An 18,029-nucleotide genomic window follows, 5' to 3' on the forward strand; every position below is an offset into this window, starting at 1 on the left:
AGCTTTTTTATACTGTCTAGAGGCTTTTATGATAGGTGGTAAGATTAAACCATTGTTTTAGTTCTGGTTAATTTTAAATTTTAATATTTTTTAAAGGAGGCTTTGCTTGTTAATTGTTCGTGAAGAAAATGAATTATTTCAAAAAACGGTGAATACACTGAATGAACGTAAGAGAAATGAGTTAATAACAGATTAAATGGGATCGGTGAAACTGGGGAAAAGCTACGCGAATTTTCAAAACTTCGTGCTTGGACTAGACTCTAAGCTTTCAAGCTGAAAAATCGCATATTTCAGGAAATTACTAATATTATTATAAATTTATAATTCAAAGATATTATTTACTTGCACAGTACAGTTGGTGAAGTGTATTTAAAATTGAATGCATATTGTCATCCTTAATAGAATAAAAAATTTGCTTACCATCACGACGAGTTGATACAACATCACTTTTACGTAACATCATAAGCTGTTGTGAAAGTGTGGGCTGTGTAATTTGGGTTTTCTCTTCAATTTGTGAGACATTTAGCTCCTCGTAAGCTAAGTGACATAAAATTAATAAACGATCTGTATTAGCCAAAGATTTTAGAATTCCAACGACTGAATCAGCCGCATTTTTCATTTCTTCAATTTGGAGTCCATCTTTCATACTTTATACCTATATCAATATAGCGGGCATAGTATAGATTGATCTTGCGGAAATGAATGTAGCAAAACTAATCAATCCAATTGTTTTTGTTGAAAAGCAATATAAGGGGAATTGATAAATAAGTAGTATTTTTAATTAAAAACAGTTGTTTGTATTTCTTTTGTGTCTAAAGTGTTGCATTGTGTTATAAGTTTAATTGTTAAGTATAAGTGAATTGAAGTCAACATAAAATAATGATTATTTCGTCCCTATAAATAGTTAAATCTAATTTATCTTTGAATCATGCATAAAAAAAGATTGAGTTTTTATTTTTTAAATATATAATCTGTTTTGTACAGACAGGTCTGTATATTTTGGTTCGGTAGGGTCCAAAAAAACGTCTAATTTTGAACCAAAATGACTTTCAGACGCAGCGTGATAGATAAGAAGAATATTAATATAAGAAGAAGAATATCACGCTTTATTTTTAAGCAGCTCTTTCGAAGTCGATTAATTTTTCAACTCGATTCCAATAATCATAAATTTTTATAGAACCATGTTCGACCTGTGCTTGAATGGTCATACCTTCCAATATATTAACAAGTAATAAAGATAAAGGTCCTGGTTCTTTTACTTCATACTGGTTAAGAAGATTTTGCATGAGCTGGGTCAGCCAAGCTTTATATAAAGTGGCAGGTTGATGAGTTGATGGATATTGTTTTAAAACTTCTTCCAATGCTTTTTGAAACATGCAGCCATTAAAGTCTTCGCTATTAAACCAGTCGGAATACCATAAAAATACTGCTTTAATTCTCGCGAGAGGATCTAACTCATCATGTTTTGATAAGGCAGAGGTAAGAGAGTTTTGCAAAAGCGTATTTCGTAAAAGTAAGCATTCTTCAATTAATTTTTCTTTTGATGGAAAATGCTTGTAAAAAGTCATTTTTGCAACGCCAGATTCATTAATGATGCGATCCACACCTATAGAATTATAGCTATATGAGTTAAAAAGTCTTAATGCGGTGTTAATAATGTCATCTTTTTTCGACATATTTTTTTAGCCTCTCACAAATGAATTGCTATTCGCTTGAACTGTGATCTGTATTAATGAGAATCTGGATCTTTAATTTTACAAGGTATTGTTTGTTATTGATAGAAAAAAGATATTATTTTTTTAAACCGCGTCGTTTAAATTTTAAGGAAAGAGTAAGTAAGAGATATGCCGTTTCTTAGAATGTAGAGTTAGACTTTTTGGTTTTTATTTTCATTTCAATTTTGCTTTAGTTTTAATAACATTTTCCACGCCTATTTGAGAGCTTGGGGTGCATTTAACGAATAATGATGAAGTGTATTTTGAGTTTGGTAGCTAATTTGAAAAGTAGACTTTTCCACTTTCATGAAAAAGTCTACTTTCTATTACAAAGGTCACTCAGCAGGAGGTAAAAGCATCAGAATAGATTCATTTAACAAGTGAGCAACGTTTTCTAGTATTTCATCATCATTAAATTGGCTATCGAATGGCAGGCTTTCTCCATTGGCAATTGCTTTTAATTTTTGCTCAAAGGACTCAGCTATAAATAGCGATTCACCATTCCCCCAAAAGTTTAAGGTTCCGTTTTGTTCTGTATAAAGTAGTCGAGAGGCTGGCTCTAAAAGAACTTCATATCCTTCATGTAAAATTTCTTTTAAGTCATCGCCTTCGATTTCATCAGCTTCTGGAATATTATCCGGATATTTAGGTTCACTCATGTAAGACATGATAGCGGCATCAAGTGCTGATGAATCTTTTAATTGCGCCAAAACTAAGTCCTTTAGATAGCTCAGTTCAGTTGTGTTAATTTCACCGATTTGACTTGTTTGTTTACGTGCCACATCTACAACAGGATTTTGCAATAAAGTATTAGCTGAAAATTGATCACTAATACGTTCCATCATCCCGGCAACATTAGGCATGCGAAAGCCAAATGAGAAAGTTAGGCAATCATCTTCGGCAACGCCATAATGAGCCATTCCCGGTGGAACATAGAGCAAATCGCCAGGTGCTAAAATCTCATCAAATTGCACGTCTATTTCTGGTAAAAGTTTTAATGGCTGATTTGGTACAAATGCAGTATTTACATCGCACATTTGTCCTAGTTGCCAGCGTCTGTGTCCATGGCCTTGAACTAAAAATACATCATAAAAATCAAAATGTTTTCCTACTGAACCACCTTTAGAAGCGTAGGAAACCATAATGTCGTCACGGCGCCATTGTGGAATAAATGGAAATTTTTTCCAAAGTTCAGAAAGGTCAAAAGAATAGTGGTCTACAGCTTGTACTAAAAGCGTCCATAATTTTGGTAACTTTTGAAAGTCACCTTTGGTTAAAGGTGAAGACTTGACGTGCCACTCGTTTGGATTTCTATCTTTTTGACGAATGAGTCGAGCACTTGCATGTTCCTCTAAAGCAAGTTCTTGCACATCTTGGGGTTCTAAAAGACCGACAATTTCTGGCAACCCGTTACGCACGAGTAAAGGTTTTTTCTGCCAATATTCTGCTAAAAATTGTTCGGCAGTAATATCACCTAAAACTGTTAAAGGTTGAGTCATGGAAATAACCTATTTATAAAAATATCTAAAATTAAGGAATTTGTAGACCAAGCTGCCTTAAAATATGGCAAAGCTGAATCATTGGTAAACCCATGAGTGTCGTCTGGTCTTGACCTATCATTTTTTCAAACAAACTGATTCCTAAACTTTCACATTTAAAGCTACCAGCGCAATGGAGGGGTTGATCTAATGCGACATATCGTTCAATTTCAGCTTGAGTTAAGGTCCTAAATTTAACTTGGTAGTGTTCAACAAGCGTTTGCTCAAAATTCCCATCATGCCATTGCACACTGAGTGCAGTACTAAAGAAGACAGTTCGACCTGAGTTTTCGGCTAACTGTACTTTTGCATTTTCAGTGGTCATCGGTTTACCAATAAAGTCACTAGGGGCATGTTCTCGCCATGCGACTTGATCAGAACCAATAATAATTGCATGTGGGTTTTGTGCAGCAATTACTTGAGCTTTTGTGAAAGCCAATCTTTTTGCAAGTTCATCAGCATGGGTTTCATCACGGGGACTTTCATCAATATCTGGACTAACACAGATATACTTAATCCCTAAGCGATCCATTAAGACTTTACGCGTTTGACTGCTTGATGCCAAAATAATTTGTGGCTGAACCATTACACTGCAAATTCCATTAAAACATCTAAAGGTACATAGCTTAATACAGCTTGGTGACATGCATGTATTTTGATAGGAGGGGCTTGACCCGCTTGATAAGCTTCTACCCAACGCGTTACACAGATACACCAGAAATCACCGGGTTTTAGGCCAGGAAAATCTACTTCTGGTAAAGGGGTAATAAGATCATTACCTATTTTTTGTGAAAAATTTAAGAAATCAGAGGTCATTTGCGCACATACGGTATGCTGACCAAGGTCTGTTACTGCTGTGTGACAAAAGCCATTTCTAAAATAGCCAGTAATAGGGTCGAAACAACAACTTGCTAAAGGTTCCCCTAAAACATTTAAACGATTGATTTGTGGATCTGGATGAATAGACATAATGGATGAAATATCAAATGACTATCTCTATCATAATCAAAACTCGGGCTTTCTACAGCTTTTATGCAAAAAAACTAACCTTTTTTGATGTAATCATTTAAAATTGGCGCGTTTTTAAAATCATAAAGAGAGCTTTACATGAATTTTCAGCGCATGACTGACCTTAACTTAACAGGTAAACGTGTTCTTATTCGTGAAGATTTAAACGTTCCTGTCAAAAATGGTGTGATTACTAGCGATGCTCGTTTACGCGCGGCGTTACCAACAATTAAAGCTGCTTTAGAAAAAGGCGCAGCTGTGATGGTATTTTCGCATCTAGGTCGTCCTGTTGAAGGTGAACCAAAGCCAGAACAATCACTTGCACCAGTCGCTGCTTATTTGACAGAAGTATTAGGTCAAGAAGTTAAGTTATTAACAGATTATCTAGATGGTGTTGAGGTCGAAGCTGGTCAAGTTGTATTGCTTGAAAATGTACGCTTTAACCATGGTGAAAAGAAAAATAATCCAGAGCTTGCACAAAAATATGCTGCATTATGCGATGTATTTGTAATGGATGCATTTGGTACTGCTCATCGCGCAGAAGCATCTACCGAAGGTGTTGCTCGTTTTGCACCTGTTGCGGCAGCTGGTCCTTTATTGGCAGCTGAATTAGATGCATTAGGCCGTGCAATGCAAACACCTGAAAAGCCTATGGTTGCAATTGTTGCAGGTTCTAAAGTTTCAACTAAACTTGATGTTCTAAACTCTCTTTCTAGTATTTGTGATCAACTTATCGTTGGTGGTGGGATTGCAAATACATTCTTAGCAGCTGCTGGTTTTAATGTTGGTAAATCATTATATGAAGCTGACTTAGTTGAAACTGCAAAACAAATTGCTGCGAAAGTAAGTGTTCCACTTCCTACAGATGTAGTGGTTGCTGATGCATCGCAAATTAATTTTGAAGATTTCTTGGGTTCTTTAGCAGCAGCACAAGCTGTTGTGAAGAAAGTAGAAGACGTTACTGCAAATGATATGATTTTGGATGTTGGTCCAGAAACTGCTAAAGCATTTGCTAATATTTTAACAACATCAAAAACGATTCTGTGGAATGGCCCTGTAGGCGTATTTGAAGTTGATCAATTTGGTGAAGGTACTAAAGCACTTTCTCTTGCAGTTGCCCAATCTGCTGGTTTCTCTATTGCTGGTGGTGGAGATACTTTAGCTGCGATTGATAAGTATAACGTTGCTGATCAAATTGGTTATATTTCTACAGGTGGCGGTGCATTCCTTGAGTTTGTTGAAGGGAAGACTTTGCCAGCAGTTGCTGTACTACTTGAGCGTGCTTAATACTGTTATCTAAAAAGAAGAAGGGATTGGGCCACCAATCTCTTTTTCATTGATAAGTCATTAAACTGTCATATATCTGCAATAAAATAATGAGCATTAAATCACCAACTGTGGACAATAGTGATGAATTTAAAGCTTACATTTGCTGCTCTGTTAATTTTACCGATGATGCTAACTGCTTGTGCTAAGAAAGATGAGGCATCGCAGGCTGGTCAAGAATCGGCAGCTTCTACTGCTGTTTCTGACAAAGTAACGCCTGAGCAACAAGCAGCGATTGATGCGATTGATAAGCCAGTTTTAGATGAAAAGAATACTGATGTGGTTGAAGGTAGTGCATCAAGTGAGGCTGCTGCTTCAGAAACACATTAATTTGTTGTTTTTTGTTAAAAAATCCCTGCATATGCGGGGATTTTTTTTGAAATACTGTGATTTGTTGCTGAATTGAAATAAATGAAAGGGTAGAATAACCCGCACTACCTGGGAGGATATTATGGCACTCATTTCAATGCGCCAGCTCTTGGATCACGCTGCTGAACATAACTACGGCGTACCAGCATTTAACGTAAATAACTTAGAACAAATGCGCGCAATCATGCTTGCCGCAGATGCAACCAATTCACCTGTAATTGTTCAAGCATCAGCTGGAGCTCGCAAATATGCAGGCGCTCCATTCTTACGCCATCTTATTTTGGCTGCAATTGAAGAATGGCCACATATTCCAGTGGTAATGCACCAAGACCATGGGACAAGCCCTGATATTTGTCAGCGTTCAATTCAGCTTGGCTTTAGCTCAGTAATGATGGACGGTTCATTAGGTGTAGATGGTAAGACACCTACAACTTACGAATACAACGTTGATGTAACTCGTAATGTTGTTGCTTTAGCACATGCATGTGGTGTTTCTGTCGAAGGTGAAATTGGCTGTTTAGGTAGCCTTGAAACTGGTATGGCTGGTGAAGAGGATGGTGTTGGTGCGGAAGGCGTACTTGACCACTCACAACTTTTGACTTCTGTTGAAGAAGCGACTCAATTCGTTGCTGATACAAATGTTGATGCACTAGCAATTGCAGTAGGTACTTCACACGGTGCGTATAAATTTACGCGTCCACCTACAGGCGATATCTTGGCAATTGACCGCATCAAAGAAATTCATGCAGCATTACCAAATACTCACCTTGTAATGCATGGTTCAAGTTCTGTGCCGCAAGAATGGTTGAAAGTAATCAACGAGTTTGGTGGAGATATTAAAGAGACTTATGGTGTGCCTGTTGAACAGCTTGTAGAAGCAATTAAACATGGTGTACGTAAGATTAATATCGATACAGACTTACGTTTAGCATCTACTGGTGCAATTCGTCAGTTTATGGCTGAAAACCCAGCTGAGTTCGATCCACGTAAATACTTTGCTAAAACTGTAGATTCAATGAAGCAAATTTGTATTGATCGTTATGAAGCGTTTGGTACAGCTGGAAATGCTGACAAGATTCGCCCAATTTCTTTAGAGAAAATGGTTGATCGTTATAAATAATTCCCGTCAGGGTTTAATTTAAAAAAACCGGTTATGTAAATAACCGGTTTTTTTATTAAGTGAATTTTATTTATAAAAAAACCTGTGATAAACACAGGTTTTATTGAAGAGAAAAAGTCTTACTTTTGTAAGTTCTTTTTGTCTAGGCTTGGATCTTTAATTTCTACATAAGCATTTGCACGTACTTCACGTAACCAGCTATCAATTTCAGTGTTAAATTGACGTTCACCTAAAATTTGACGTGCCATACGCTCTTGATATTCATGAGTCATATCTTTTTCGCGTTTTTCAGTTACTTGTAAGATATGCCAACCGAATTGAGTCTGGAAAGGTTCGCTGATTTCACCTACAGGAATTTCCTGCATTTTTTTGTCAAATTCAGGCACCATCATACCTGGAGTTACCCAGCCTAAACTGCCGCCATCACGCGCAGAACCTGTATCATTTGAATAGGTAGCTGCAAGAGTTGCAAAATCATCGCCAGCTTTTAAGCGCTTATAGATGTTATCAATAATTTGCTTGGCATTATCAAGACTAACCACTTCAGAAGGTTGAATAAGAATATGGCGAGTTTGATATTGAGGTACTAATGCTTTTTGCTCATTTTGTTTACGTTCAAGGAGCTTTAAAACATGTACACCATCACGTACTGAGATTAAGTCAGTTGTTTGACCTTCTTGTAATGGGGTAATACGTGCTGCAAGTTCGGCAGGAATGTCTGAAAGTGGGCGGAATCCCATGTCAGCACCCTCAACTTTTACATTTGCAGTTGAAAGTTTTTTCAATGTGTTTATATCATTACTTTGCGCAAGCTTTGAACGCACTTGTTGAGCTACTGATTGAACTTCCTGCGGATTATCACCAGCAATACGCATATGAATTACATGTGCTTGGTTGCCTAATGCAGCTTGTCCCTGAGGTGACTTTAAGAAGTTCTCTACATCTTGATCACTAATTTTAATACGAGACATGACTTGTTGTTGGCGCAAACGACTAATCGCTAAATCCTCAGCGATTCGACCGCGTAAACTTTCATAAGTCCCTGGGGCCATAGCATCTAACTTTTGCTGAAAGGCTTCTAAACTCTTAGTACCAGATTGACTTGCTACTTTTAGGACGGCTTCATTTAAGCTTTTTTCATCAGGTTTGATACCATATTTTTTAACTTGTTCAAGTTGTGCCTGACGCAAGATGAGTTGATCTAACACCTGAAATTGCAAATATTGCTGAGGTGGAACCTCTTTTTTTTGTGCCTGAAGTTCGTGAGCGGCTTCAGCCATCCCTTGTTGAAGATCGCTTTTTAAAATTACGCTATTGTCCACAATTGCCACAACTTCATCAGCGGGTTGGGCAAAACTATGCATTGATGAAGAGATTAGGGCAGCAAGGGTAGTTGCTTTAAAAAACTGTTTAAGATGCTTTGTCTTCATTAACGTTGTGTCCAAGATTGATTAATTTTGTTAAAACCTAAAACGCGATTTTCAAGTAAAGACGCGAGTTTATTGTTTAAACCACCTAAACCTTTTAATGTAATTTCGGCCATAATGGCACGTTTTTCACTAACATCTGGAGATTTTGGATCATCTAGATCGTTATAGTACGAGCGACCATAGACAGAAATGCCCCAGCAACATGACTCATAGTTAACCCCTAATAAGAGTTCACGGGCAACATCATTGTCCATGTCATATTGTACGTGGCCCATAATACGCCAATTGTCTTTAATTGGTTGTATAAACGATGCAACAACCTGATCATAAGTATCTTGGCGTCCTGCAATATCTTTGCGATAGAAATAGCCTAAGTTATATAGATTTCCTTTATCTCCAGTGTAATAAACTTGGAAATCACGCTGAGCGTTATCACCATTAGACATCCATGCTGAGTTAGCAGCAATCGTGAAATTTTGGTTTAACTGACTTGATAAGCTAACGACTGGACCTGTCTTACGCTCGGTGTCAAATTCATCTTGCTGTTGTAAGGTGACACGACGATCTTCGAAATAGTAACTTTGCCCCACACTTGCACGTAAACGTTCTAAACCTACAGTATCGAAGAGGCTGTAACTTACACCTAATGATAAAAAGTTATTGTCTTCTAGGCGGTCATGACCATAAAAGCGATATGGGTTAAATAACTGATCATAACTAATTGATGCACTTGTCGAATCAAAGTTAGGGTAGCCATCTTGGTTTTTGTATGGAGCATATGCGTAGAAAGCACGTGGCGTAAGTGTTTGTAAATACTTGCCTTCACGTTCAAAGTTTAGCCCAGTATCTAAAGTAAACTGAGGCACAACGACTGATTTGTTTTCAGAACCGCCATCTAGACCTTGAGATGCGATACTGTCCTTATCATAGAATGTTTGAATAGAACGTACAGAAACTTCAGGGATCGCAAATGCTGCTGGTGTGCGGTAGTTATAGCGCGTTGCAAACTGGTTGTAGATACGTGTACCACTACTTTCCTGAGCAGAATCATCATTAATTGATTTCTTGAAGTATGCAGTATCGTTATTGAATTCGTATTGTAAGCCTAATGGATTACCCGTGACATAATTCAATAAGAATTGCGGCAAACGTGCATATGGTTTGTCTGCATCCTTAACTTCAGGATCAAGTGTCTGGAAATCTTCAACTTTAAGCTGAGCTTTTAAGCCCGGAATACCATGTTGGTAGTTAAGCTCCCATGCTCTACGTAAGTTAAGATCTGTTTTAGAGTTAGGATTACTATCTAAATCAGAGAAATAATCTTTATCTGAAGCATAGTTATATTCTAGATTGGTCGACCATTGATCGTTGATCTCCCAATTATGTAAAAAATGGAAATCTTTACGATCTTTATCATCATATTCTTTGTCAGATGGCAACATGCCACCCCATATTTCACCTGCACCAAAGCCATCAGTTAAATAGCGGAAGTCACCTTTTAACATTGCACCGCGGTCTGCTAAATAACGCGGGGTAAGTGTGAGATCATAGTTTGGTGCAAGGTTTAAATAAACCGGAACAGAAAGCTCGACACCACCATCGTTTGAAAAACCAAACTGAGGGTTGAGAATACCTGTAGTTCTACGATCATCAATCGGGAAGTTAAAGTAGGGAATAGCTAAAACTGGAACATCTTTAACATACAGTTTTGTCCCGTGAGTTACACCACGCCCAGTTTCCTGATTTAGCTCAATTTTATTTGCCTGAATTTTCCAACCCGGCTTTTGCCCCGGTGGACAAGTCGTGTAGGTAGCATCGTTAAGAACCATGACATTTGGTGATGTTCTTTCGATTTTCCCTGCGTGACCATGAGCATGTTGCTGTTCAGAAATATAAAAACTATTTTCTAAATTACCAGTCTGGTTTTTTAGGTTGTAATTAATTTCGTCACTCTGTGAAAGTAACCCGCCTTGAGCCAGTTGTACTCGGCCTTGTGCGTGTGCAAAGGTTTGAGTCTTATCAATCGTAACCTTGTCAGCACGTACCGTGCGTCCTTCCTGATCAATAACGACGTCTCCTTCTAAAACAGAGTCACCCGCCGGATTATAATGTCCATAATTAGCCGTAACGACAGAAGTCGTCTTGTCGGCATCTACAGCTTTGGTCTCTGGGTTAATCGGTGTAACCCACGTACCCTGGCAAAATGCCGAGCTTAAATATTTATTGTCACGAAGCTGTGCCTCAGGTGCAGATTTATCAACATAATACTGTTGAAAGAATTCTTGACCCGGGTAGGCTTCTTTGATGCTCGCTTTAAGTTGATTATTGTCTATATTGGAGACAACATCAGCTGACTCAGCATAACTTGATTGTATGGAGCCACATAAGAGCGTAAAAATAGCTGTCGCTAAAGGATTAAATTTAAACTGATGCTTCATTGTCTCATTAACCAAGTATGCTAATTCACAATTAATTATTGTCGCATCATAGAGAAAAAGTTTATAAGTGGCTACACTTAACCCTTCAAAAATCTCAGCTTGTTTTAGATTTTATTGCAAATGAATACACAACGTGAACAATTGATATATACATGGCTTACATCTGTTCTTGAAAATGATCAATTTAAGATCGCTTTTTTGGCAGGTGATGCAAGCTTTCGCCGTTATGCGCGTATCCAGTTACAAAATAAAACGTATATGCTCATGGATGCCCCTCCAGAAAAAGAAGACTGTGTTCCGTTTGTGACCATTGACGAATTTTTTGCAGGCCATGGTGTACGCGTACCGCAGATCGTCGCCAAAGATTTAGCTCAAGGTTTTCTGTTATTGGAAGATTTTGGAGATGTGCTGTTGTCGACATTATTAAATGAAGAAACAGTTGATCAATACTATGAACAAAGTTTTAAACAGCTGATTCATTTGCAGTCTGTAGATGGTCATGAGCAATTTCCTGCATACTCCTATGAAAAACTGTTAACGGAAATGAAGCTGTTAACCGACTGGATGCTACCATCTTTGCAGATTGTTCCAGATGCGAAGCAGCAACAGGTGATTGATGATGCTTTCGATCTATTGGCAAAAACTGCATTGGCTCAGCCGCAAGTGATTGTACATCGTGATTTTCACAGTCGTAATTTGATGAAAATTGCAGATGAAGCAGAACTGGGTGTGATTGACTTTCAGGATGCCGTGGTTGGTGCCGATACTTACGACCTAATCTCGATTACTCGTGATGCATATGTTCAGTGGAATGCAGAGCGTGTATATCAATGGTTTAGAGTCTTTTATGACTTACTACCAGAGTCTGCTAAACAGAACCGCAGTTTTGAACAGTTTAAACGTGATGCAGATTTAATGGCTATTCAGCGCCATATTAAAATTCTGGGCATTTTTGTGCGTCTGTTTGAACGCGATGGTAAATCTGGTTATTTAAAAGATTTACCACGTGTCATGTGGTATTTGATCGAAGAAAGCCGTGGTTATGCTGAACTTGATGAGTTTATGTTATTCATAAATGACATTGTCATGCCTAAATTCATTGAGAAATATGGTAACTACGAGGTAGCAGCATAATGAAAGCAATGATTCTTGCTGCTGGCTTGGGTAATCGTATGCGTCCACTCACGCTATATACCCCAAAACCTCTGCTTGAGGTAGGCGGTAAGCCGCTTATTGTGTGGCATATTGAAAAATTTAAGAAAATTGGTGTGACCGAAATCGTCATCAATTCTGCATGGTTGGCCGACAAGCTCATCAGTAGCTTAGGGGACGGTTCTCAATTTGGTGTGGATATCCGTTGGACACGAGAGGATGAAGGTCTAGAAACAGCTGGTGGAATTATTAATGCTTTGCCACTGCTTGGAACTGATCCATTTATTCTGGTGAATGGAGATGTATGGACCACGATGGATTTTGAAGCTCTACGTCATATTAAGCTAAATGATGATTTAGCACATATTGTATTGGTTGATAACCCTAAACAACATCCTGAAGGCGACTTTACGTTATTGGATGGACGCGCCTTTACATTCGATCAAGATGTGAAGGGTGAAAACCTGACTTTTAGTGGTGTCTCTGTTATCCATCCTAAGCTTTTTGATGGATTGGAACCGGGTAAACGTCCTTTAGCTCCACTGTTGAAGCAAGCAATGCACAATCAAAAAATATCTGGTGAAAAGCTTAAAGGTGCATGGGTAGATGTGGGAACGCCTGAGCGTTTAATGCAGCTAGATTTGCAAATTCGTGAAGGCTTCTACGATTAAGTGTGTAATCCCTAATCGTTAACTAGTGTTCCACGATGCATAAATGGGTATACTTTGTTTTAAATTTTACTTAGATGTTATCTGTTTATGCATCCGTTTTTTCAAGAGTTACAACAGGGTAGTCAAAAATTAGGTTTATCGCTTAGCGATGAAGCTTTGGGATTATTGTTAAAGTATCAAGATGCTTTGGTACTTTGGAATAAAGCATATAATCTGACAGCAATTCGTGATCCGAAAGAAATGTTAGTGAAGCATTTGTTGGATAGTCTAAGTATTTTAAATGACTTACCTGAAGGTAGACTACTTGATGTGGGTACAGGTGGTGGTATGCCTGGCATGATTATTGCTCTTTGTCAGCCTCAACGCCAATGTGTTCTTTTAGATTCTAATGGTAAAAAAATTCGTTTTTTGAAGCAATTTATTGCTGATCTTAAATTGAGTAACGTTGTGGCAGTACAAACACGTGTTGAGAATCAAGATACAATTGATGAGCTTGGCCAGTTTGACGTCATAACAAGTCGAGCTTTTGCTTCTTTAACGGACTTTGTAGATGCAGCTCAGCCATACCTTCATCAGAGCAGTATAATCGCAGCGATGAAAGGTGTAGTGCCAGTTGAGGAAATTGAGCAGCTCAAGCAGGACTTTTCATGTAAAGTGATTGAACTGCGCGTACCAAGACTTGATGAACAACGTCATTTACTTTTACTTCAACGTATCTAAATAAAAAGTATTAAGGTTACCATGGCTCAAATTATTGCGATTGCAAACCAAAAGGGTGGTGTTGGTAAAACAACGACTGCAGTAAATCTTGCAGCGTCTCTAGCTGTATTAAAGAAACGTGTGTTACTTGTGGATATGGACTCACAAGGTAATGCTACGATGGGGTCTGGTATTCAAAAGAACGATCTTTTGTATTCAATTACAGATGTTCTTCTTGGCGAAGTTCCAATTGAAACAGCCATTCAAAAAGCAGAAGTTGGATATAAAGTTCTAGGCTCTAATCGTGAGCTTTCAGGTGTAGAGCTTGCTATTGCAGAGCAGGAAGGTCGTGAATTCATTCTAAAGAATGCTTTGAATGAAATCAGAAACTCATTTGACTATATCATTGTGGATTGTGCTCCAAGCTTGAGTTTGATTACTGTCAATGCTTTGGCGGCTGTAGATAGTGTAATTATTCCAATGCAATGTGAGTATTATGCGTTAGAGGGTTTGGCTGATCTAACTCAGACTATTGATCGTATTCAAAAAGCACTCAATCCTGATTTAGAAATTATTGGTGTATTACGTACGATGTACGATGCACGAAATGCTTTAACACGTGATGTTTCTGCAGAGCTTGAGCAGTATTTTGGCAAAAAACTTTATGATACTGTTGTTCCCCGTAATGTTCGCTTAGCAGAAGCACCAGCACATGGTTTACCTGTTATCTATTTCGAAAAAAGTTCTAAAGGTGCGGTTGCATATTTAAATCTTGCAGCTGAGATGTTAAAGAGAAGTAAAGTGAAGAAAGGAAGTAAAGTATGAGCATCAAAAAACGCGGATTGGCTAAAGGACGTGGTTTAGATGCATTACTTGGTTCAATTCAAAAAGAAAAATTACAACTGGAAGCACAGGCACTAGACCACGGACAGTTAAAGCAAATTGATGTTAATTTACTGAAACGCGGTGAATATCAACCACGTCGTTTTATTCATGAGCACGATTTACAAGAGTTAGCATCTTCTATTGAAAAACATGGGGTGATGCAGCCTATTGTAATTCGTCCAGTTGATGATGAAACGCATCCATATGAAATCATTGCAGGTGAGCGTCGTTGGCGTGCAGCGCAACTTGCGGGCTTAACTGAAATTCCCGCAATTGTTCGTGATTTAAATGATCAGGTTGCAATTGCATTAGCGTTAATTGAAAACATTCAACGTCAAGATTTAAATCCAATTGATCAAGCACTAGCTCTACAGCGTTTTCATGATGAATTTGGTTTAAGTCATCAGGAAATTGCGGACACAGTAGGTAAAGCACGTACTACTGTCAGTAATTTATTGCGTCTATTGAGTTTAGCCGATGATATCAAAGATTTCATGCAGCAAGGCCAGCTTGATATGGGGCATGCGCGAGCTATCTTGACATTAAAAGGTAAAGATCAATTAGAAGTTGCTAAAATTGTAATTGATAAAGGATTGTCAGTTCGTCAAACAGAGCAATTGGTGCGTGATAGAAGTGAGCCTAAACAGGAAAAGGAAAAAGCGCCTGTAGCACCAGATATTGAGCAATTGACACAAAAGTTATCAGAGCGCTTTGGCGCTAATGTAAAAATTGATCATAACCAAAAAGGTAAGGGTAAACTTGTTATTCATTATCACACCTTAGATGAGTTAGATGGCATTTTAAATATTTGTTTGCCAGAATAATTTGCAGTTGGGTCATGTATTTCTAATTTTATATTCTTGGGGAAGAACATATGTGGGAACTTGTGAGAGCGGGTGGCTGGTTGATGCTGCCTTTAATTCTATGCTCGATTTTAACTGTTGCGATCAGTATTGAACGTTTTGTTCGGTTAAGACGTTCACAAGTTTTACCCGAAGCATTAAGTGGTAAGGGCTCTTTGAAAGCTGAAGATATCGTGGAAATTTTGGAACAAAATGTAGACGCGCAAAGTAGCGCATTGGGACACATTTTAAAAGCAGGTTTCGAGCACCGCGAGCATGGTGAGCAATTTGCTCGTGCGCAAATGGAAGTAGCGGCTTCTCAAGAAATTTCTTATTTAGAAAAAAATATTAATTTTTTGGGCACTCTAAGTGCGGTAGCGCCGTTGCTTGGTTTGCTTGGTACTGTAGTAGGAATTATTGAGTCATTTCTTGTTATTGATTTTGGATCAGCTGGTAGTCCAAGTTTAATGATTCCCGGTATCTCTAAAGCATTAATTACCACAGCTGTAGGGATGTTAATTGCAATTCCTGCTTTAATTGCTTATCGCTATTTTCAAAGAGTGGTGCAAGATTATATTGCCGAATTAGAACAGCAATCGACCTTATTTCATGCCTCATTGTTCTATAAGCGTTCTTCGTCTGTAGCTGAACACCGCCGTGTTGGTTAAAAGGTGGAAGTCAGATGAAATTTAAACGTTCTCAGGTTGAAGACATTCATATCAATTTAACGCCTATGATTGATTGTTTGTTGTTCATTCTAGTTTTTTTATTGCTGTCGACCACTTTTAATCAGCCAAGTCGCATCAATTTAACTTTACCAGATGCACAAGGTGTTCCACCAAAACAGTACGATCATAAAATTGAAGTCGTGGTAGACTCTGCTGGTCATTATGCTGTGAATGGTCAAGCACTTTCGTCTAAAGATGTTGCTGATCTGAGTACTGCAATCAAGCAGGTTGCTCAAGAGCACCGTGATTTTATGTTCATCATTGCTGCGGATGCCAAAGCGTCTCAACAGGATGTAATTCGCGTTATGGATGTAGCAGGACGACTCGGTTTTGTTAACATCAATATTAGTACCAAAGTTCCTTCTAGAGGTTTTTCTGAGTGAATCAAGATTTTAAGGTTTATACGCGTCTCCTTGCCTATTTAAAACCTTATTGGGGCGTGGCCTTATTAGTACTTATCGGGTTCGGTATTAACTCAGCAACAGAAGTTTCCGTTGCTAAATTGATTAAATTTATTATTGATGCAATCCAAAACAGCAGTAGAGCAGATTTGGATTGGTTCCCGTTATTAATTATTTTATTAGTATTCTTCCGTGGCTTGGGCCTATTTATGGGCGGCTACTATACTGCGGTGATTTCACGTAGTTTGGTTTTTAGTATTCGTCAGGAAGTCTATGCGAAACTTTTAAAGCTCCCAGCACAATATTACTTAGATAATTCATCTGGTCATATTACTGCCAAAATTATGTATAACGTTGAACAGCTGACAGCTGCTTCTTCTGAATCATTAAGAACCATTGTTAGAGATGGGATGATTACTCTTGGGCTACTAGGTTATCTGTTTTATACCAATTGGCGTCTTACCTTATGCGTTTTTGTGTTTTTACCCGTGATTGGCGTCTTAGTACGTAAAGCTTCGAAACGTATGCGAAAGCTTTCGTTACAGGTTCAAGACACGATGGGTGATGTGAACCATGTTGTTCAAGAAAGTATTAATGGTAATGCTGTAGTAAAAAGTTTTGCTGGTGAAGAATCTGAGCAAAAACGTTTCTATAAATCATCGGAAGAGAACTTAAAACGCGGTTTAAAAATGGTGATTGTACAAAACCTGAATAGTCCAGTTGTTCAAGTGGTAATGGCTTGTGCTATGGCTCTTATTGTATGGTTGGCTTTACGCCCTCAGATTTTAGGCACTACAAGTGCTGGTGAATTTGTGGCTTACCTTACAGCAGCTGGTCTGTTGGCAAAACCAGTTAAAAGCTTAACTGATGTTAATGAAAAGTTACAACGCGGTTTAGCAGCAGCTCATTCTGTTTTTGAACTACTAGATTTACCTGAAGAGCAAAACGATGGTCAATTGAAACCTAAATTAAATGGGGCGATCCGTTTTGATCAGGTGACATTAAATTATGCTGATGGCGTAGCAGCTATTAAAGATTTTTCTTTAGATATTCGTCCAGGTCAAACTGTGGCTTTGGTTGGTCGTTCAGGAGCGGGTAAAAGTTCATTAGTCAACATGTTGGTACGTTTCCAAGAAGTATCGAGTGGACAAATTTATTTAGATGATTTGCCAATTAATGATATTGAAATTTCTTGTCTGCGCACACAAATTGCAATGGTAAATCAGCAAGTTATATTGTTTAACCGTACTGTTCGCGAAAATATCGCATATGGTCAGTTGGAAGGTGCATCAGATGAAAAAATCTATGCAGCGGCAAAAGCAGCATATGCGCATGACTTCATTATGAATTTACCAAATGGTTATGACACTGTTTTAGGTGCACAAGGTCTAAACCTTTCAGGTGGTCAGCGTCAGCGAATCGCAATTGCTCGAGCAATTTTAAAGGATGCTCCAATTCTAATTTTAGATGAAGCTACAAGTGCTCTCGATAATGAATCTGAACATTTTATTCAGCAAGCATTTGATGAAGCGATGCAAGACCGTACAACAATCGTTATTGCACACCGTTTATCAACAATTGAAAATGCTGATCGTATTGTAGTGATGGATCAAGGGCAAATCGTTGAGCAAGGTACTCATAAAGAGCTTCTTGAAAAACATGGTGCTTATTATCAATTACATCAGCGTAATTTTGAGGATAACTAAG

18 protein-coding genes are annotated in these 18,029 nt (G+C 38.2%); 11 read left to right on the forward strand and 7 right to left on the reverse strand.

Annotated elements, in window-relative coordinates; all coding sequences use genetic code 11:
- Positions 1–334 precede the first annotated feature (334 nt).
- From ACINWC141_RS01005 to ACINWC141_RS01025, 5 genes are all read right to left on the reverse strand, one after another.
- Complete coding sequence (locus ACINWC141_RS01005; RefSeq protein WP_002121379.1) at positions 335–646, reverse strand: ArsR/SmtB family transcription factor; 312 nt, start codon at positions 644–646, stop codon at positions 335–337.
- Between the two features lie 466 nt (positions 647–1,112).
- Complete coding sequence (locus ACINWC141_RS01010; RefSeq protein WP_009387090.1) at positions 1,113–1,676, reverse strand: TetR/AcrR family transcriptional regulator; 564 nt, start codon at positions 1,674–1,676, stop codon at positions 1,113–1,115.
- Positions 1,677–2,050: 374 nt separating this feature from the next.
- A complete protein-coding gene (locus ACINWC141_RS01015) occupies positions 2,051–3,214 on the reverse strand; it encodes a ribosomal protein uL16 3-hydroxylase (RefSeq protein ID WP_009387156.1) in 1,164 nt (387 codons plus the stop codon).
- A gap of 31 nt (positions 3,215–3,245) precedes the next feature.
- Complete coding sequence (locus ACINWC141_RS01020; protein ID WP_009387155.1) at positions 3,246–3,839, reverse strand: Maf family protein; 594 nt, start codon at positions 3,837–3,839, stop codon at positions 3,246–3,248.
- The gene (locus ACINWC141_RS01025; RefSeq protein ID WP_003651438.1) at positions 3,839–4,222 is read right to left on the reverse strand and encodes a DUF2237 family protein; all 384 of its coding nucleotides are present in this window, start codon (positions 4,220–4,222) and stop codon (positions 3,839–3,841) included. Before ACINWC141_RS01025 ends, ACINWC141_RS01020 begins: the two co-directional genes overlap by 1 nt.
- A gap of 138 nt (positions 4,223–4,360) precedes the next feature.
- Here ACINWC141_RS01025 and ACINWC141_RS01030 point away from each other — a divergent pair, with 138 nt between their 5' ends.
- The 3 genes from ACINWC141_RS01030 (at position 4,361) to fba (ending at position 7,076) form a co-directional block, all read left to right on the forward strand.
- Positions 4,361–5,548, forward strand: a complete 1,188-nt coding sequence (locus ACINWC141_RS01030) for a phosphoglycerate kinase (RefSeq protein WP_009387092.1) — start codon at positions 4,361–4,363, stop codon at positions 5,546–5,548.
- Between the two features lie 123 nt (positions 5,549–5,671).
- Positions 5,672–5,917, forward strand: a complete 246-nt coding sequence (locus ACINWC141_RS01035; protein ID WP_009387171.1) for a hypothetical protein — start codon at positions 5,672–5,674, stop codon at positions 5,915–5,917.
- Positions 5,918–6,038: 121 nt separating this feature from the next.
- Positions 6,039–7,076 (forward strand): class II fructose-bisphosphate aldolase, encoded by a 1,038-nt coding sequence (gene fba, locus ACINWC141_RS01040; RefSeq protein ID WP_009387063.1) that lies wholly within the window; start codon positions 6,039–6,041, stop codon positions 7,074–7,076.
- A gap of 119 nt (positions 7,077–7,195) precedes the next feature.
- Here fba and ACINWC141_RS01045 read toward each other — a convergent pair whose 3' ends face one another.
- Both ACINWC141_RS01045 and ACINWC141_RS01050 read right to left on the reverse strand, forming a co-directional pair.
- Positions 7,196–8,506 (reverse strand): peptidylprolyl isomerase, encoded by a 1,311-nt coding sequence (locus tag ACINWC141_RS01045; RefSeq protein WP_009387133.1) that lies wholly within the window; start codon positions 8,504–8,506, stop codon positions 7,196–7,198.
- On the reverse strand, positions 8,506–10,944 hold the full coding sequence (locus ACINWC141_RS01050; RefSeq protein WP_009387119.1) for an LPS-assembly protein LptD: 2,439 nt from the start codon (positions 10,942–10,944) through the stop codon (positions 8,506–8,508). Before ACINWC141_RS01050 ends, ACINWC141_RS01045 begins: the two co-directional genes overlap by 1 nt.
- A gap of 120 nt (positions 10,945–11,064) precedes the next feature.
- Between ACINWC141_RS01050 and ACINWC141_RS01055 the strand changes: the two genes are divergently transcribed.
- The 8 genes from ACINWC141_RS01055 (at position 11,065) to msbA (ending at position 18,028) form a co-directional block, all read left to right on the forward strand.
- A complete protein-coding gene (locus tag ACINWC141_RS01055; RefSeq protein ID WP_009387064.1) occupies positions 11,065–12,078 on the forward strand; it encodes an aminoglycoside phosphotransferase family protein in 1,014 nt (337 codons plus the stop codon).
- The gene (gene murU / locus ACINWC141_RS01060) at positions 12,078–12,767 is read left to right on the forward strand and encodes an N-acetylmuramate alpha-1-phosphate uridylyltransferase MurU (protein ID WP_009387066.1); all 690 of its coding nucleotides are present in this window, start codon (positions 12,078–12,080) and stop codon (positions 12,765–12,767) included. Before ACINWC141_RS01055 ends, murU begins: the two co-directional genes overlap by 1 nt.
- 87 nt (positions 12,768–12,854) lie before the next feature.
- Positions 12,855–13,487: a 16S rRNA (guanine(527)-N(7))-methyltransferase RsmG gene (gene rsmG / locus ACINWC141_RS01065; protein WP_009387190.1), complete on the forward strand. Its 633-nt coding sequence runs from the start codon at positions 12,855–12,857 to the stop codon at positions 13,485–13,487.
- A 21-nt stretch (positions 13,488–13,508) separates the two neighbouring features.
- Entirely contained in the window at positions 13,509–14,291 is a 783-nt protein-coding gene (locus tag ACINWC141_RS01070; protein WP_003651453.1) for a ParA family protein, read from the forward strand.
- Positions 14,288–15,175 (forward strand): ParB/RepB/Spo0J family partition protein, encoded by an 888-nt coding sequence (locus ACINWC141_RS01075; RefSeq protein ID WP_009387096.1) that lies wholly within the window; start codon positions 14,288–14,290, stop codon positions 15,173–15,175. Before ACINWC141_RS01070 ends, ACINWC141_RS01075 begins: the two co-directional genes overlap by 4 nt.
- Positions 15,176–15,225: 50 nt before the next feature.
- Complete coding sequence (locus ACINWC141_RS01080) at positions 15,226–15,861, forward strand: MotA/TolQ/ExbB proton channel family protein (RefSeq protein WP_009387053.1); 636 nt, start codon at positions 15,226–15,228, stop codon at positions 15,859–15,861.
- Between the two features lie 14 nt (positions 15,862–15,875).
- Positions 15,876–16,304, forward strand: a complete 429-nt coding sequence (locus ACINWC141_RS01085; RefSeq protein WP_009387120.1) for an ExbD/TolR family protein — start codon at positions 15,876–15,878, stop codon at positions 16,302–16,304.
- Entirely contained in the window at positions 16,301–18,028 is a 1,728-nt protein-coding gene (gene msbA, locus ACINWC141_RS01090; RefSeq protein ID WP_009387151.1) for a lipid A export permease/ATP-binding protein MsbA, read from the forward strand. Before ACINWC141_RS01085 ends, msbA begins: the two co-directional genes overlap by 4 nt.
- Position 18,029 lies beyond the last annotated feature (1 nt).

Origin of the sequence: Acinetobacter sp. WC-141 (assembly GCF_000313935.1) — a bacterium.
Lineage (GTDB): Bacteria > Pseudomonadota > Gammaproteobacteria > Pseudomonadales > Moraxellaceae > Acinetobacter.

Coding starts and splice junctions, on each gene's coding strand:
- fba (WP_009387063.1), top strand. CDS start 6,039: ATGGCACTCATTTCAATGCGCCAGCTCTTGGATCACGCTGCTGAACAT.
- ACINWC141_RS01070 (WP_003651453.1), top strand. CDS start 13,509: ATGGCTCAAATTATTGCGATTGCAAACCAAAAGGGTGGTGTTGGTAAA.
- ACINWC141_RS01025 (WP_003651438.1), bottom strand. CDS start 4,222: ATGTCTATTCATCCAGATCCACAAATCAATCGTTTAAATGTTTTAGGG.
- ACINWC141_RS01055 (WP_009387064.1), top strand. CDS start 11,065: ATGAATACACAACGTGAACAATTGATATATACATGGCTTACATCTGTT.
- murU (WP_009387066.1), top strand. CDS start 12,078: ATGAAAGCAATGATTCTTGCTGCTGGCTTGGGTAATCGTATGCGTCCA.
- ACINWC141_RS01075 (WP_009387096.1), top strand. CDS start 14,288: ATGAGCATCAAAAAACGCGGATTGGCTAAAGGACGTGGTTTAGATGCA.
- ACINWC141_RS01015 (WP_009387156.1), bottom strand. CDS start 3,214: ATGACTCAACCTTTAACAGTTTTAGGTGATATTACTGCCGAACAATTT.
- ACINWC141_RS01005 (WP_002121379.1), bottom strand. CDS start 646: ATGAAAGATGGACTCCAAATTGAAGAAATGAAAAATGCGGCTGATTCA.
- ACINWC141_RS01085 (WP_009387120.1), top strand. CDS start 15,876: ATGAAATTTAAACGTTCTCAGGTTGAAGACATTCATATCAATTTAACG.
- rsmG (WP_009387190.1), top strand. CDS start 12,855: ATGCATCCGTTTTTTCAAGAGTTACAACAGGGTAGTCAAAAATTAGGT.
- ACINWC141_RS01045 (WP_009387133.1), bottom strand. CDS start 8,506: ATGAAGACAAAGCATCTTAAACAGTTTTTTAAAGCAACTACCCTTGCT.
- ACINWC141_RS01050 (WP_009387119.1), bottom strand. CDS start 10,944: ATGAAGCATCAGTTTAAATTTAATCCTTTAGCGACAGCTATTTTTACG.
- ACINWC141_RS01030 (WP_009387092.1), top strand. CDS start 4,361: ATGAATTTTCAGCGCATGACTGACCTTAACTTAACAGGTAAACGTGTT.
- ACINWC141_RS01020 (WP_009387155.1), bottom strand. CDS start 3,839: ATGGTTCAGCCACAAATTATTTTGGCATCAAGCAGTCAAACGCGTAAA.
- ACINWC141_RS01010 (WP_009387090.1), bottom strand. CDS start 1,676: ATGTCGAAAAAAGATGACATTATTAACACCGCATTAAGACTTTTTAAC.
- ACINWC141_RS01080 (WP_009387053.1), top strand. CDS start 15,226: ATGTGGGAACTTGTGAGAGCGGGTGGCTGGTTGATGCTGCCTTTAATT.
- ACINWC141_RS01035 (WP_009387171.1), top strand. CDS start 5,672: ATGAATTTAAAGCTTACATTTGCTGCTCTGTTAATTTTACCGATGATG.